Source organism: Kitasatospora acidiphila, from assembly GCF_006636205.1.
Classification (GTDB): Bacteria; Actinomycetota; Actinomycetes; order Streptomycetales; family Streptomycetaceae; genus Kitasatospora; species Kitasatospora acidiphila.
Map to the genome: position 1 here is coordinate 5,265,369 of NZ_VIGB01000003.1, position 12,477 is coordinate 5,277,845.

Below are 12,477 nucleotides of genomic sequence, written 5' to 3' on the forward strand. Positions count from 1 at the left end.
CTCCGGTCAACGGGGAGGGCGGCCGCTCGGACCGCACCCCGGGGGTGCCCATTTGACTCCATCTTTTACATCACCTGGTGACTCTGGCCAAGGTTAACGCTCGGCCGCGAGGACGCTCAATCCGCTGAACACCCTTGCTTCCCTTACTCTTCCCCGCCACCCCATGGTCACTCTCCGTCGACTCTGACTGGTGCAGAAGTTGATGATTGACAGCTTCGGTCAACTTAGATTGACTCTGCTTGTCAACAACTTCGACCGGCGAAAGGTATAGACCGCCATGCGCAAGACCCTTCCGCTCCTTGTTGCCGCCCTCGTGCTGGGCCTCGGCGGAGGCCTGGTCGCTACCAGCGGTGGCGCCGCTGCCGTGCCAGCGAGCCGGCAGTCGGACATCACCGGTGTCATGCCGGCCGCCACCGCCACGCCGATGATGGGAAACACCGGCTCCTGCTGCTGACCTCCCGCCCGCCACCCACCTCAGAAGGGACCCTCACCCATGCGGATCGACCTCCTGACCAGGGAGTACCCGCCGGAGGTCTACGGCGGGGCCGGTGTCCACGCGGCCGAACTGACCCGGGCGCTGCGCCGACTGGCCGAGGTGCGGGTCCGCTGCCTGGGGGCCGAGCGGAGCGAGCCGGGCACCACCGCCTACCAGCCGCCCGCCGACCTGGCCGCGGGCAACCCGGCCCTGCAGTTCCTCGGCGCCGACCTGCGGATGGCGGCCGACGCGGCCGGGGCCGACGTGGTGCACAGCCACACCTGGTACGCCAATGCCGCGGGCCACCTGGCCGCGCTGCTGCACGGCATCCCGCACGTGATGACCATGCACAGCCTGGAGCCGCTGCGCCCCTGGAAGGCGGAGCAGCTCGGCGGCGGCTACGCGCTCTCCAGTTGGATGGAGCGCACCGCGGCCGAGGCCGCCGAAGCGCTGATCGCGGTCTCCGGCGCGATGCGGGAGGACATCCTGCGCGCCTATCCGGCGATCGAGCCGGAGAAGGTGCACGTCATCCACAACGGCATCGACACCGAGCAGTACCAGCCCGATCCGCGCCCCGACGCGCTGCGCCGGTTCGGCATCGACGAGCAGCGCCCGATCGTGCTCTTCGTCGGCCGGGTCACCCGGCAGAAGGGCCTGCCGCACCTGCTGCGGGCCGCGTTCCAGCTGCGCCCCGACGCCCAACTGGTGCTCTGCTGCGGGCAGCCGGACACCCCGGAGATCGGCGCCGAGGTGGCCGGCCTGGTCGACGAGCTCGGCCGCCGGCGAGACGGCGTGGTCCGGATCGACGGCATGCTCGACGCCCGCTCGGTGCGTCAACTGCTCACCCGTGCCCGGGTGTTCGTCTGCCCGTCGCTCTACGAGCCGATGGGCATCGTCAACCTGGAGGCGATGGCCTGCGGCACCGCGGTGGTGGCCACCGCGGTCGGCGGGATCCCCGAGGTGGTCGAGGACGGCGCCACCGGCCTGCTGGTGCCGTACACCGCGACGGCGGACGCCACCGGAGAACCGGTGGACCCGGAGCAGCTCGCCGACGGCCTGGCCGCGGCCGTCAACCGGCTGCTGGACGACGCCGAGCTGGCCGAGCGCTTCGGTGCGGCGGGCCGGCGACGGGCGGTCGAGCAGTTCTCCTGGGCCGGTGTCGCCGAGCGCACGCTGCGTGTTTACGAGAAGTTGGCCCGCTGAGTGAAGAGATCTGACTCAGCATTTGACTCCCGGTGATGTTCCTATTCATAGGAACCTGAGTGACAGCTGTGACATCTGTCCACTCGCTGGACGGATTCTCGGGACCGCAGGCTCCCGGTGCGAGGATGACCGCAGTACCGTCGCGGTGATCAAGGAGCCAGGCCATGAGCAGCAGCGCCGTCCATCCCCAGCGGATCGCCTTCCTCGGCACCGGCAAGATCGGTGAGGCCCTGCTCTCCGGCCTGCTGCGGGCCGGCAAGCGGCCGGCCGACGTACTGGTCACCGCCCGCCGCCCGGAGCGGGCCACCGAACTGAGCGAGCGCCACGGGGTGACGGCCTGCTCCAACCAGGAGGCCGCCAAGCTCGCCGACACCCTGATCCTGGCGGTCAAGCCGCAGGACATGGGTGCCCTGATGGACGAGCTGGCCCCGGAGCTGGCGCCGGGCCGGCTGGTCATCTCGGCCGCGGCCGGCATCCCGACCGGCTGGTTCGAGGCCCGGCTGCCGGAGGGCACCCCGGTGGTCCGGGTGATGCCCAATACCCCGGTCCTGGTGGACGAGGGCATGAGCGTGATCTCCGGCGGCTCGCACGCCACCGAGGAGCACCTGCGCCGGGCCGAGGAGATCTTCGAATCGGTCGGCAAGGTGCTGCGGCTGCCCGAGGCCCAGCAGGACGCGGCCACCGCGCTCTCCGGCTCCGGGCCGGCCTACTTCTACTACCTGGTCGAGGCGATGACCGACGCCGGGATCCTGCTCGGCCTGCCCCGGCAGGTGGCGCACGACCTGATCGTGCAGTCGGCGATCGGTGCCTCGGTGATGCTGCGCGACTCCGGCGAGCACCCGGTCAAGCTGCGCGAGGCGGTCACCTCGCCGGCCGGCACCACCATCGCGGCCATCCGCGAGCTGGAGAACCACGGGGTGCGGGCCGCGCTGCTCGGAGCACTGGAGGCGGCCCGGGACCGCTCCCGGGAGCTGGCCTCCGGCGGAAAGTAGGCGAAAAGCAGCAGGCAGGTAAAGGAACGCCTCCCGACCCCTCCCCAAACACCGTGCCGCCCCCTACGCTCGCGCCAATATCTTCGTACCGGCCGGTAGTTGCCGACCGGTGGTGGGGGAGGTGCCCAAGTGGCGGTGGACGAGCGACTGCGCCGGGCCAGGCTGGCGCTGCTGGTCAGCTTCCTGCTGCAAGGCGTCACCTTCGCGCTGCTGGTCACCCGGATCCCGGGCATCCAGCGCCAGTACCACCTCGGCGACGGCACCCTGACGGTGCTGCTGGCTGCGGTGCCGATCCTGGCCGGGGTCGGCTCGATCACCTCCGAACAGCTCGTCAAGCGCACCTCGGCCCGGGCCGTGCTGCGGGTGGTGCAGCCCACCCTCTGCCTCACCCTGGTCGCGGTCGGCCTCGGCAGCCGGCTGTGGAGCCTGGTGCTGGCGCTGGCCGCGTTCGGGCTGCTGGTCGGCGCGCTGGACGCCTCGATGAACATGCTCGGCGTCGGCCTGCAGCACCGCTACGGCCGGTCGATCATGATCGGCTTCCATGCCGCGTTCAGCCTCGGCGGCATCGTGGGCGCGTCGCTGGCCGGCGCCGGGGCGCACGTCCGCCTGCTGCTGCTGTTCGGCGTCACCATGGCGGTGCTGGTCCCGGCCGCGCTGGTGGTCGGCCGGTTCCTGGCCGGCCCAGGGGAGTTGGGCAGCGCCGTCCAGGAGGCCGCCGCGGCCGCCGCCCGCTCCATCCCGTGGCGCCCGCTGCTGCCGCTCTGCGCCGCCATGGCTTTCAGCTACATCGCCGACTCCTCGGTCTCCAACTGGAGCGCCAAGTACCTCACCGAGACTCTGAAGAGCGGTGACGGCCTGGGCGCCTTCGGCTACGGCGGCTACATGGTCGCGATGCTGCTCGGCCGCACCGTCGGCGACCGCGGGGTGCAGCGGTTCGGCGCGGCGGCGGTGGTGCGCTGCGGTGCCGTGGTGTCCGCGCTGGGCTTCGTGGTCGCCGCGCTGGCCCCGACGCCCTGGGTCGGCATCGCCGGCTTCACGGTGCTGGGGGCCGGGATCAGCGCGATCGTCCCGCAGGTGTTCGCGGCCGGCGGCCGACTCTTCCCGGCCGACTCGGACGCCGCCGTGGCCCGGCTCAACCTCTTCAACTACGTGGGTTTCCTGGTCGGTTCGCCGCTGGTCGGCGCGATCAGCGGGGCGGCCGGCTTCCGCTGGGCGCTCTGCGCGCCGCTGCTGCTGGTGCTGGCGGTGCTGCCGCTCGGTGGGCACTTCGCGCCCGCCCGGCACCAGCAAGTAGCGTTGGATCATGCCGCGAGCCGAGTCTGACCAGTCCTGCGCGCTTCGCCTGTTCTGGGACGAAGCCGAAACCGCCTACAAGTTCAGCGACCGGCACCCGATGGACCCGGTCCGCCTGGCGCTCACCATGCGCCTGGTGGAGTCCTTCGGCCTGACCGCCGCGTCCGGCGTCACGGTGACCGCGGCGCCGCCGGCCGGCGACTCCACCCTCGCCCTGGTGCACCGCCCGACTACCTGGCCGCCGTGCGCCGGGCCGCCGCCGACCCGGCCACCGCGGACGGGGCGTACGGCCTGGGCACCGAGGACAACCCGGTCTTCCCCGCCATCCACACCGCCTCCGCGCTGATCGCCGGCCAGTCGGTTGCCGCCGCCGAGGCGGTCTGGCAGGGCACCGCCCGGCACGCCGTCAACTTCGCCGGCGGCCTGCACCACGCGATGCCCGGCCGGGCGTCCGGCTTCTGCGTGTACAACGACGCCGCCCTGGCCGTCGCCCGGCTGCTGGAGCTCGGCGCCGAGCGGGTCGCCTACGTGGACACCGACGTGCACCACGGCGACGGCGTGCAGCAGGCCTTCTGGGACGACCCGCGGGTGCTCACCATCTCGCTGCACGAGCACCCCGGCACGCTCTTCCCGCAGACCGGCTGGCCCACCGAGACCGGCGGCGAGGACGCGCCGGGCCTGGCGGCCAACCTGCCGCTGCCGGCCGGCACCGCCGACGCGGGCTGGCTGCGCGCCTTCCACGCCTTCGTGCCCGAGCTGCTGGCCGCCTTCAAGCCGCAGGTGATCGTCAGCCAGCACGGCGCCGACACCCACCTGGAGGACCCGCTGGCCCATCTGCTGGTCACCGTGGACGCCCAGCGGGTGGTCGCCCAGAGCCTGCACGAACTGGCGCACCGGCACTGCGACGGCCGCTGGGTGGCGCTCGGCGGCGGCGGCTACGCGGTGGTGGACGTGGTGCCCAGAGCCTGGACCCAGTTGGTCGCGATCGCCGCCGGCCGCCCGATCGACCCCAAGGCCGAGACCCCCGAGGAGTGGCGCGCCGAGGTCTACCGGCAAACCCGCGGCCCGGCCCCTTGCGGATGACGGACGGGGCCACCGGGGACTACCGGGACTTCGCCGAGGGCGGCTACGACCCCGCGGACCGCATCGACCAGGCGATCCTGGCCGCCCGCCGGGCGGTCTTCCCGCACCACGGCCTGCTGGCCTAGTCTTCAGGCGGGGCACGGAGCGCAGCCGGAGTGCTACAGAGAGCCGATGCGCTACCTACTGCAACGGGCGCATCTCTGACCGTACAAGCAGTCGCCTTCTCCCCCTTCCCACTGGTACCACGCGCAACTACTCTGGGGATACGCGTGTGTCGGTCGAGTCACCGGAGGGGAAGCCGGTGCCTTGCACACGGACAAGAGGGTCGGGTGAGGTCATGAGTTCAGGCGAACGCCCCCTGCAAGAGGTCAACTTTCTGACCGTGGCGGAAGTCGCCTCGGTCATGAGGGTGTCCAAGATGACGGTCTACCGGTTGGTGCACAGCCAGGAGCTGCCCGCCATCCGGGTCGGCCGCTCCTTCCGAGTGCCCGAACAGGCGGTCCACGACTACCTCAAGGACTCCTATGTCGGGCGGCAGAGCGCCTGATCGCCACGACTGGTTGGCCCCGATTTAATCCGGGGCCTCGCCAGACGGTAGGCTAGGCCCTCCGTCAGTCGTATGGACTCCGTCTCTCACGGGCGGGAGTCTCAGTGAGCGAGGGTTGTTCCGTGGGCTCTGTCATCAAGAAGCGTCGCAAGCGTATGGCCAAGAAGAAGCACCGCAAGCTTCTGAAGCGGACCCGCGTTCAGCGTCGCAACAAGAAGTAACACCTGCGGAGCTCGCTCCAGGTGCCCGCTGCCCGTCCCGGCCCACCGCCGAGGCGGGCAGCGCTCGTTTCGCCACCTCGACGCGGTACGGTGCAACCACGGGCGGCGGCGAGGCAGAGGGGCGGCGGACAGGGTGGGCAAGGTGGTGCTGGTCACCGGAGTGGCCCGGCAGCTCGGCGCCCGGTTCGCCGAGCGGATCCGCCGCGAGCCCGGGGTCGACCTGGTGGTCGGCGTGGACGTGCTGCCCTCGGACCTTGCGGCCGCGCCAGCGCCCGCCGACCCGCCGCTCGCGCCCTACGTCTTCAGCCGGGTCGACCTGCGCCGCCCGGCGATCGCCCAGGTGCTGGCCGAGCACGCCGTGGACACCGTGGTCCACCTCAACGTCAGCGGCACCAACCCCAGTGCGGTCGGCCGGGCCACGGTCAAGGAGATCAACGTCATCGGCAGCATGCAGCTGTTCGCCGCCTGCCAGCAGTCCGCGCTGGTCCGCCGCCTGGTGGTGAAGTCCACCACCGCGGTCTACGGCGCCACCTCCCGCGACCCCGCGGTCTTCGCCGAACGGACCCAGCCCAAGACCCTGCCGACCGGCGGATTCGCCAAGGACGCCGCCGAAGTCGAGGGCTATGTGCGCTCCTTCGCCCGCCGCCGCCCCGACGTGGCGGTCACCGTGCTGCGGTTCGCCAACCTGGTCGGCCCGGGCGCCGACACCCCGCTCGCCGAGTACTTCACGCTGCCGGTGCTGCCGACCGTGCTCGGCCGCGACCCCCGGCTGCAGTTCGTGCACATGGACGACGCGGTGGAGGTGCTGCGGCTGGCCGCGCTGGAGCCCGCCCCCGGCTCGCCGGACCAGCCGGTCGACCGCCGCGGCACCTTCAACGTGGCCGGCGACGGGGTGCTGCTGCTCACCCAGTGCGCCCGCCGGCTCGGCCGCCCCACCCTGCCGATGCTCCGCCCGGCGCTCGGCTGGGCGGCGGCCCTGGCCCGGCAGACCCGGCTGGTCGACTTCGCCCCCGAGCAGCTGGAGCTGCTGACGCACGGCAGGGTGGTGGACACCACCGCGCTGCACGAAGTCTTCGGCTATCGCCCCGCGTTCAGCACCCCCGAGGCCTTCGCCGACTTCGTCGCAGGCAGCTCCGGGGGGCCGCTGCCGCCGGAGCGGCTGGTGGCGCTCGCCGACCGGCTCGGCGGCCTGCTGACCCGTGACCGCCTTGTGGACGACAGGAGCTGAGGTTGCCATGACCGCCGCCCGCGACGAGCAGAGCAGCACGGGGACCGGGGCCCGGGTGATCCCGATCGAGTCCGCGCCGAGCTGGACCGGCTCGGCCGGTCCCGACCAGGGCCAGGGCCTGGCCGACCGCCTGGCCGGCTCGCTGGGCTCCCTGCTGGCCGGCCGGGCCGGCGCCGCCGCCGAGTCGCTGCTCGGCAAGGGCTGGGAGGAGCGCGCCGCCGCCGGGCTCGGCTTCCTGCGCCGCCGGATCACCGGCGACTACGAGGTGGACGAGTTCGGCTTCGACCGGGAGCTGACCGAAGAGGTGTTCCTCGGCGCGCTGCGCCCGCTGGCCGAGAAGTACTTCCGGATCGAGGTGCGCGGCACCGAGCACCTCCCGGCCGAGGGCGGTGCGCTGGTGGTGGCCAACCACTCCGGGGTGCTGCCGCTGGACGCGCTGATGACCCAGGTGGCGATCCACGACCACACCCCGGGCCGGCGGCACCTGCGGATGCTCGCCGCAGACCTGGTCTTCATGCTGCCGGTGGTCGGCGAGCTGGCCCGCAAGGCCGGGCACACCCTGGCCTGCAACGAGGACGCCCAGGCGCTGCTGGAGCGCGGCGAGGTGGTCGGGGTCTGGCCGGAGGGCTTCAAGGGCATCGGCAAGCCGTTCAGCGAGCGGTACAAGCTGCAGCGGTTCGGCCGTGGCGGCTTCGTGGCCTCGGCGCTGCGGGCCCAGGTGCCGATCGTGCCCTGCTCCATCGTCGGGGCCGAGGAGACCTATCCGATGCTGGGCAACGCCAAGACGCTGGCCCGGCTGCTCGGTCTGCCGTACCTGCCGATCACCCCGACCTTCCCCTGGCTGGGACCGCTGGGCGCGATCCCGCTGCCCACCAAGTGGACGATCCAGTTCGGCGAGCCGATCCCGACCGACCGCTACGCCCCCGAGGCGGCCGAGGATCCGATGCTGGTCTTCAACCTCACCGACGAAGTCCGGGAGACCATCCAGCACACCCTCTACCGGCTGCTGGTGGAGCGCCGGTCGGTGTTCTTCTAGCGCTGGGGCCTTTCAGCGCTGGGGCCTTCCAGCGCCTTCAAGCGCTGGAGTTTTTCAGCGCCGGAGCCCCCGGCCTTGCCTCCGATGCCGGTGGGCCGCCGCCGATCTGCGCGACGGCCCACCAACTGCCAAGCAGGGCTCAGCCCTTGTCGCCCAGCCCCAAGCCGGGCAGCAGGCCCGGGATCAGCGGCGGCAGGTTGAGCGCCTGGCCGACCCCGGCCGGGCTGCCGCTCGGGGCGGCCGGCGAGGCCGCCGGCGTGTCGGTCGGGCCGGCCTGGCCGCTCTGGTCGCTCGGGGCCCCGCCGCCGGCGGGCGCCGGCGAGGCGGCAGGGGAGGCGTTGGTGCCGGTCAACGTGCCGGTCAGCCCGCTGACCAGGCCGCCGACCGGGTTGCCGCCCGAGGAGGACAGCAGGCCCTGGCCGGCCGCCGGGGAGCCGCCGCCGGGCCGGGTGGCACCGGCCGACTGGCCAGGGCCGCTGCCCTGGGACGGGTCGTCCTGGCGGGCGCCGGAGGCCGGGCCGCCGGGGGTGGTCGAGCTCGCGCTGCCGCCGGCGCCGGGCGTGACCGGGTGCCCGGTGGCCGAGTCGTGCTGCAGCGGGCCGACCTCCTGGTTGAGGTCGCCGAAGAGCTGGTCCATCTGGCCGGCCACCGGGGTCAGTTGGGTGGGCAGATGGGACTGCAGGGCGTTCCAGTGGTCGTCCTGCGTCTGGGTGAAGGCGGCCAGCTTGCGCAGCGGGTCGAGCGAGCCGTTCGCCCGGTAGACCGAGCGGAGCAGGTCGCGGCCCTTGGCGGCCTCCGCGTGCATGTCCCGCAGCGCGGAGTTGAGCCGGTTGACCGTGTCGGGGCTCAGGCCGTCGACGGGGGTGCGGCCGACCAGGCCGCGGGCCTCGGCCAGCCGGGTGGAGGCCTGGTCGAGCAGCAGGGCGCCGCGCTCGGCGTCATTGTCGGCCAAGTCCAGCCGCAGGCCCTCCAGATGGCGCTTCATGCCGTACAGCGGATCGCCCGGTAGCGCGTCGGAGCTGGCGGCGGCCACCCCCGCGAGGCTGCCCACCGTCACTCCCGCGATCATCCCGGTGATGGCGAACCGGCGGCCCCAGCGGCGCCGGGTCAGTCGGTCGAGCCGCCGGTGGTCCCGCTGGCGCGGCACCGTGGCCAGGCCGCCGCCGACGGTCTGCTCGAACGCGGCCATCAGCCGGGCTCGTTGCACCACCCGCACCTCTGGGTCCAGACCGGGCACGGAGAGGGCGCTGAGCGCCGTCGCGGTGTCGAGCAGGTCACCCATGGGTGCGCCACTCGCGGCCTGTCCTGTCCGGTGGGCCTCCAGCGCCTCGGCGAAGGCCTTCGCCCGCCGGTGCTCCAGCACATTTGCCGTCACGGGCCACACCTCCCTTCGTCGTTGTCGACTCCCCGGCCTGCCGGACGGTTGCCACGGCTGGCCAAATCCACTCCTTCGGGTGATGGCATGCGGCTCCACTTGACCGCGCGTCCCGAGGGGGTTTGCACGCTGGGCAACGAGCGGTACAGGGAGTCGGTTACGCACGAGTGATCATGTGACCGCATTCTCACCCGGACGTGTGGGAACCGTTTCCGAGGTGACTCTCCCGCACCGCCGGCTCAGCGGGCGTCCGGTGGCAGCAGCCGGGCCAGGGTGCGCACCGCGCGGTACTGCAGGGTCTTGATGGCGCCCTCGTTCTTGCCCATGATCCGGGCGGTCTCGGCCACCGACAGCCCCTGCAGGAACCGCAGGGTGACGCACTCCTGCTGCTGCGGATTGAGCCGGCGCACCGCATCCAGCAGGGCCGCGTTGGAGAGCGACTCCAATACCGAGTCCTCCGGGCTGCGTTCGCACTCGTTGGAGTCGAGCATCTCGCCGGTGGTGACCTCCAGCCGGAACCGGCTGGACTTGAAGTGGTCGGCGACCAGGTTGCGGGCGATGGTCACCAGCCAGGCGCCGAAGTCCCGGCCCTGCCAGGTGAAGGTGCCGATCCGGCGCAGCGCGCGCAGGAAGGTCTCGCTGGTGAGGTCCTCGGCCGTGGCCCGGCTGCCGACCCGGTAGTAGATGTAGCGGTAGACCGTGTCGCAGTAGTGGTCGTAGAGCCGGCCGAAGGCCTCGCTCTCGCCGGCCTGGGCGCGCTCGACCAGTTCCATGATCGGGTTCGGCTCGGCCTCGGTGCCCTGCTGCGGCAGCGAGCGGGAGCGGCCCCGGGCACCGGTGGAGCCCGGCAGCTGCCCGGTCCTGACCCGGGCGGCCGCCCCGGTGGCGGTGGAGCGCAGCGCCGACTGGGCCGGCAGCGGAACGCCGACCGGGACCAACTGCGGTGCCGTCGGCAGCAGCTGACTCTGCACCAGGGTGCGCAGCAGGCGCAGGCTGCGCAGCGCGGCCAGTGACGGTGAAGGGAGCGCGACGGCCGACAGGGCCCGGCTCGCGGCGACGGAGGCCGACGGGCAGGAGGGAGCAGGCGCGTCGTTCCGGGCGGATGGGTACACGGGACTCCCAGAGGCAGAACTGTGGACGGAACACGAATCACGGAGCACGGATCACCTCCGCCTGCGCGGAGAGCACGTCACCCTGTCGGGGGTCACCTGGGGTGGACGTGCACCCAGGAGAGAATAACGCTTTGTGCAATGACAGCTACACCGTGTGGCCGAAGTGGTCGATAGGGATCCACTTCGCGTGGTATATGACCCGAAACTGACCGGTTGCATCGCCGAGTTGCGTCGGATTGGTGATCGCTTGGCGGCTGACTGTGACCGATTTCTTGGCGAGCCGGGCGGGTTCCCGGTCGACGGACCCGCCAACCCCGGACTTTGCGGGGCGTTCGAACGATCAGATCCGGTCAGCGCGCGCGACGGGCCGAGGGCGCGTCAGTTCGCGCGCGCCGCACCGGCGCCGCCTCCGGAGGAGCGGATCAGCGGCTCAGCGGCGCCGACGGCGCAGCGCCGCCATGCCGGCCACCGCCGCACCGGCCAGCACCCCGGCGCCGATCGCGGCCGGCACCCCGATCCGGGCCGCCTTGCGCCCGGTCCTGAAGTCCTGCACCCGCCAGCCGTGCGCCCGGGCGTACTTGCGCAGCCGCCCGTCGGGGTTGACCACGAAGGGGTGCCCGACCTGCGAGAGCATCGGGATGTCGTTGGCGGAGTCGCTGTAGGCGGCGCACCGGCCGAGGTCCAGCTGCTCCCGCCGGGCCAGCGCCAGCACCGCCTCGGCCTTGGCCGGGCCGTGCAGCATCTCGCCGACCAGCCGGCCGGTGTACTTGCCGTCCACCACCTCGGAGACGGTGCCCAGCGCCCCGGTCATGCCGAGCCGGCGGGCGATGATCCGGGCCACCTCCACCGGCGCCGCGGTCACCAGCCAGACCCGCTGCCCGGCGTCCAGGTGCATCTGCACCAGCGCCCGGGTGCCCGGCCAGACCTTGGCGGCCACGATGTCCTCGAAGATCTCCTCGCAGATCGCCTCCAGATCGGCGGTCCGCTTGCCGGCCACCAGCGACAGCGCGGTGCTCTGGGCGTCGGCGATGTGGTCCGGGTCCTCGGCGCCGCGCAGCCGGAACCAGGCCTGCTGCCAGGCGAACCGGGCCACGTCGCGGCGGTTGAAGAAGTCGCGGCGGTAGAGGCCGACACCGAGGTAGAAGACGGCGGCGCCCTGCAGGATCGTGTTGTCGCAGTCGAAGAAGGCGGCGCCGTGCGGGTGGTCCACCGGCGGGCCCGCGGGCTGCTCCTCGGTCGCCTCGGGGGCGGCGGTCTGGGCCGCCTGGCCGCCGTCGGGCGCGGGGCGGGTCTCGCGCAGCGCCCGCTCGGCCGCATCGGCGGCGGCCTCGCCTGCCAGAGCGGCCCGCTCGGAGGGGGAACGCCTAGTCTGGGTGAGCCTTCGCAGCGCGGCCATGGCACCGAGCATAGCCAGCCCGGGCGGCTCCCGGCTGACCGGTGGCGGCGCACAATGGCCTGGTGAGCCCACTGCTGAGGCGCGCCAAGGGCGCCGATCCCACCGCCAAGACCGTCACCATGCTGGGCAGGCCCGGCTGCCACCTCTGCGACGACGCGCGGGAGGTGATCACCAGGGTCACCGCCGAGCTGGGCGCGGCCTTCGAGGAGCGGGACATCACCCAGGATCCGGAGCTCTACCGGCAGTATGCGGAGCAGATCCCGGTGACCCTGATCGACGGGCGGCAGCACGACTTCTGGCGGGTCGACGAGCGGCGTCTGCGGACCGCGCTGACCGGGCGTTAGTGGCGCGCCGGGCGCCGTTCCGGCTCGAACATCTGGTCCGGCGGGCCTGACTGGGTCACCATGGCGGACGGGGCGGCCGAGCCCGCCCCTGTCCCGTCGAGGTGCTGCTTGGGCGAACCATTCGGCGCGACTCGAACGGCGAGTGGGACGTGTGTGCGGCGTGATGCGCGTC

12 protein-coding genes and 1 pseudogene are annotated in these 12,477 nt (G+C 72.6%); 10 read left to right on the plus strand and 3 right to left on the minus strand.

Annotated elements, in window-relative coordinates; translation table 11 throughout:
- Positions 1-277: 277 nt before the first annotated feature.
- From E6W39_RS39700 to E6W39_RS25040, 9 genes and pseudogenes are all read left to right on the plus strand, one after another.
- On the plus strand, positions 278-454 hold the full coding sequence (locus tag E6W39_RS39700) for a hypothetical protein (protein WP_181799444.1): 177 nt from the start codon (positions 278-280) through the stop codon (positions 452-454).
- 39 nt (positions 455-493) lie between these two features.
- Positions 494-1,678: a glycogen synthase gene (gene glgA, locus E6W39_RS25005; protein WP_141635449.1), complete on the plus strand. Its 1,185-nt coding sequence runs from the start codon at positions 494-496 to the stop codon at positions 1,676-1,678.
- A gap of 164 nt (positions 1,679-1,842) precedes the next feature.
- On the plus strand, positions 1,843-2,670 hold the full coding sequence (gene proC / locus E6W39_RS25010) for a pyrroline-5-carboxylate reductase (protein WP_141635450.1): 828 nt from the start codon (positions 1,843-1,845) through the stop codon (positions 2,668-2,670).
- Between the two features lie 129 nt (positions 2,671-2,799).
- On the plus strand, positions 2,800-3,993 hold the full coding sequence (locus E6W39_RS25015) for an MFS transporter (protein ID WP_407658455.1): 1,194 nt from the start codon (positions 2,800-2,802) through the stop codon (positions 3,991-3,993).
- Positions 3,974-5,171, plus strand: a pseudogene (locus E6W39_RS25020) (acetoin utilization protein AcuC). The gene E6W39_RS25015 and the pseudogene E6W39_RS25020 overlap by 20 nt, the downstream one beginning before the upstream one ends.
- Positions 5,172-5,383: 212 nt before the next feature.
- Positions 5,384-5,593, plus strand: coding sequence for a helix-turn-helix domain-containing protein (locus tag E6W39_RS25025; RefSeq protein ID WP_101381292.1), 210 nt, complete (start codon positions 5,384-5,386; stop codon positions 5,591-5,593).
- A gap of 122 nt (positions 5,594-5,715) precedes the next feature.
- Complete coding sequence (locus E6W39_RS25030) at positions 5,716-5,814, plus strand: 30S ribosomal protein bS22 (protein WP_003948845.1); 99 nt, start codon at positions 5,716-5,718, stop codon at positions 5,812-5,814.
- Positions 5,815-5,947: 133 nt separating this feature from the next.
- Positions 5,948-7,042: an NAD-dependent epimerase/dehydratase family protein gene (locus E6W39_RS25035; RefSeq protein WP_141635451.1), complete on the plus strand. Its 1,095-nt coding sequence runs from the start codon at positions 5,948-5,950 to the stop codon at positions 7,040-7,042.
- A gap of 7 nt (positions 7,043-7,049) precedes the next feature.
- Entirely contained in the window at positions 7,050-8,078 is a 1,029-nt protein-coding gene (locus E6W39_RS25040) for a lysophospholipid acyltransferase family protein (protein ID WP_141635452.1), read from the plus strand.
- Between the two features lie 139 nt (positions 8,079-8,217).
- Here E6W39_RS25040 and E6W39_RS25045 read toward each other — a convergent pair whose 3' ends face one another.
- The 3 genes from E6W39_RS25045 to E6W39_RS25055 all read right to left on the minus strand — a co-directional run bounded on the left by E6W39_RS25045 (position 8,218) and on the right by E6W39_RS25055 (position 11,961).
- Positions 8,218-9,453, minus strand: coding sequence for a DUF5667 domain-containing protein (locus E6W39_RS25045; RefSeq protein ID WP_141635453.1), 1,236 nt, complete (start codon positions 9,451-9,453; stop codon positions 8,218-8,220).
- Positions 9,454-9,692: 239 nt separating this feature from the next.
- Positions 9,693-10,454 (minus strand): ECF subfamily RNA polymerase sigma factor, BldN family, encoded by a 762-nt coding sequence (locus E6W39_RS25050; protein ID WP_407658629.1) that lies wholly within the window; start codon positions 10,452-10,454, stop codon positions 9,693-9,695.
- Positions 10,455-10,995: 541 nt separating this feature from the next.
- Positions 10,996-11,961, minus strand: coding sequence for an HAD family hydrolase (locus E6W39_RS25055; RefSeq protein WP_141635454.1), 966 nt, complete (start codon positions 11,959-11,961; stop codon positions 10,996-10,998).
- A 62-nt stretch (positions 11,962-12,023) separates the two neighbouring features.
- Here E6W39_RS25055 and E6W39_RS25060 point away from each other — a divergent pair, with 62 nt between their 5' ends.
- Positions 12,024-12,305, plus strand: a complete 282-nt coding sequence (locus tag E6W39_RS25060; RefSeq protein ID WP_228718350.1) for a glutaredoxin family protein — start codon at positions 12,024-12,026, stop codon at positions 12,303-12,305.
- The last annotated feature ends 172 nt before the right edge of the window (positions 12,306-12,477 follow it).

Coding starts and splice junctions, on each gene's coding strand:
- E6W39_RS39700 (WP_181799444.1), top strand. CDS start 278: ATGCGCAAGACCCTTCCGCTCCTTGTTGCCGCCCTCGTGCTGGGCCTC.
- glgA (WP_141635449.1), top strand. CDS start 494: ATGCGGATCGACCTCCTGACCAGGGAGTACCCGCCGGAGGTCTACGGC.
- proC (WP_141635450.1), top strand. CDS start 1,843: ATGAGCAGCAGCGCCGTCCATCCCCAGCGGATCGCCTTCCTCGGCACC.
- E6W39_RS25025 (WP_101381292.1), top strand. CDS start 5,384: ATGAGTTCAGGCGAACGCCCCCTGCAAGAGGTCAACTTTCTGACCGTG.
- E6W39_RS25040 (WP_141635452.1), top strand. CDS start 7,050: ATGACCGCCGCCCGCGACGAGCAGAGCAGCACGGGGACCGGGGCCCGG.
- E6W39_RS25055 (WP_141635454.1), bottom strand. CDS start 11,961: ATGGCCGCGCTGCGAAGGCTCACCCAGACTAGGCGTTCCCCCTCCGAG.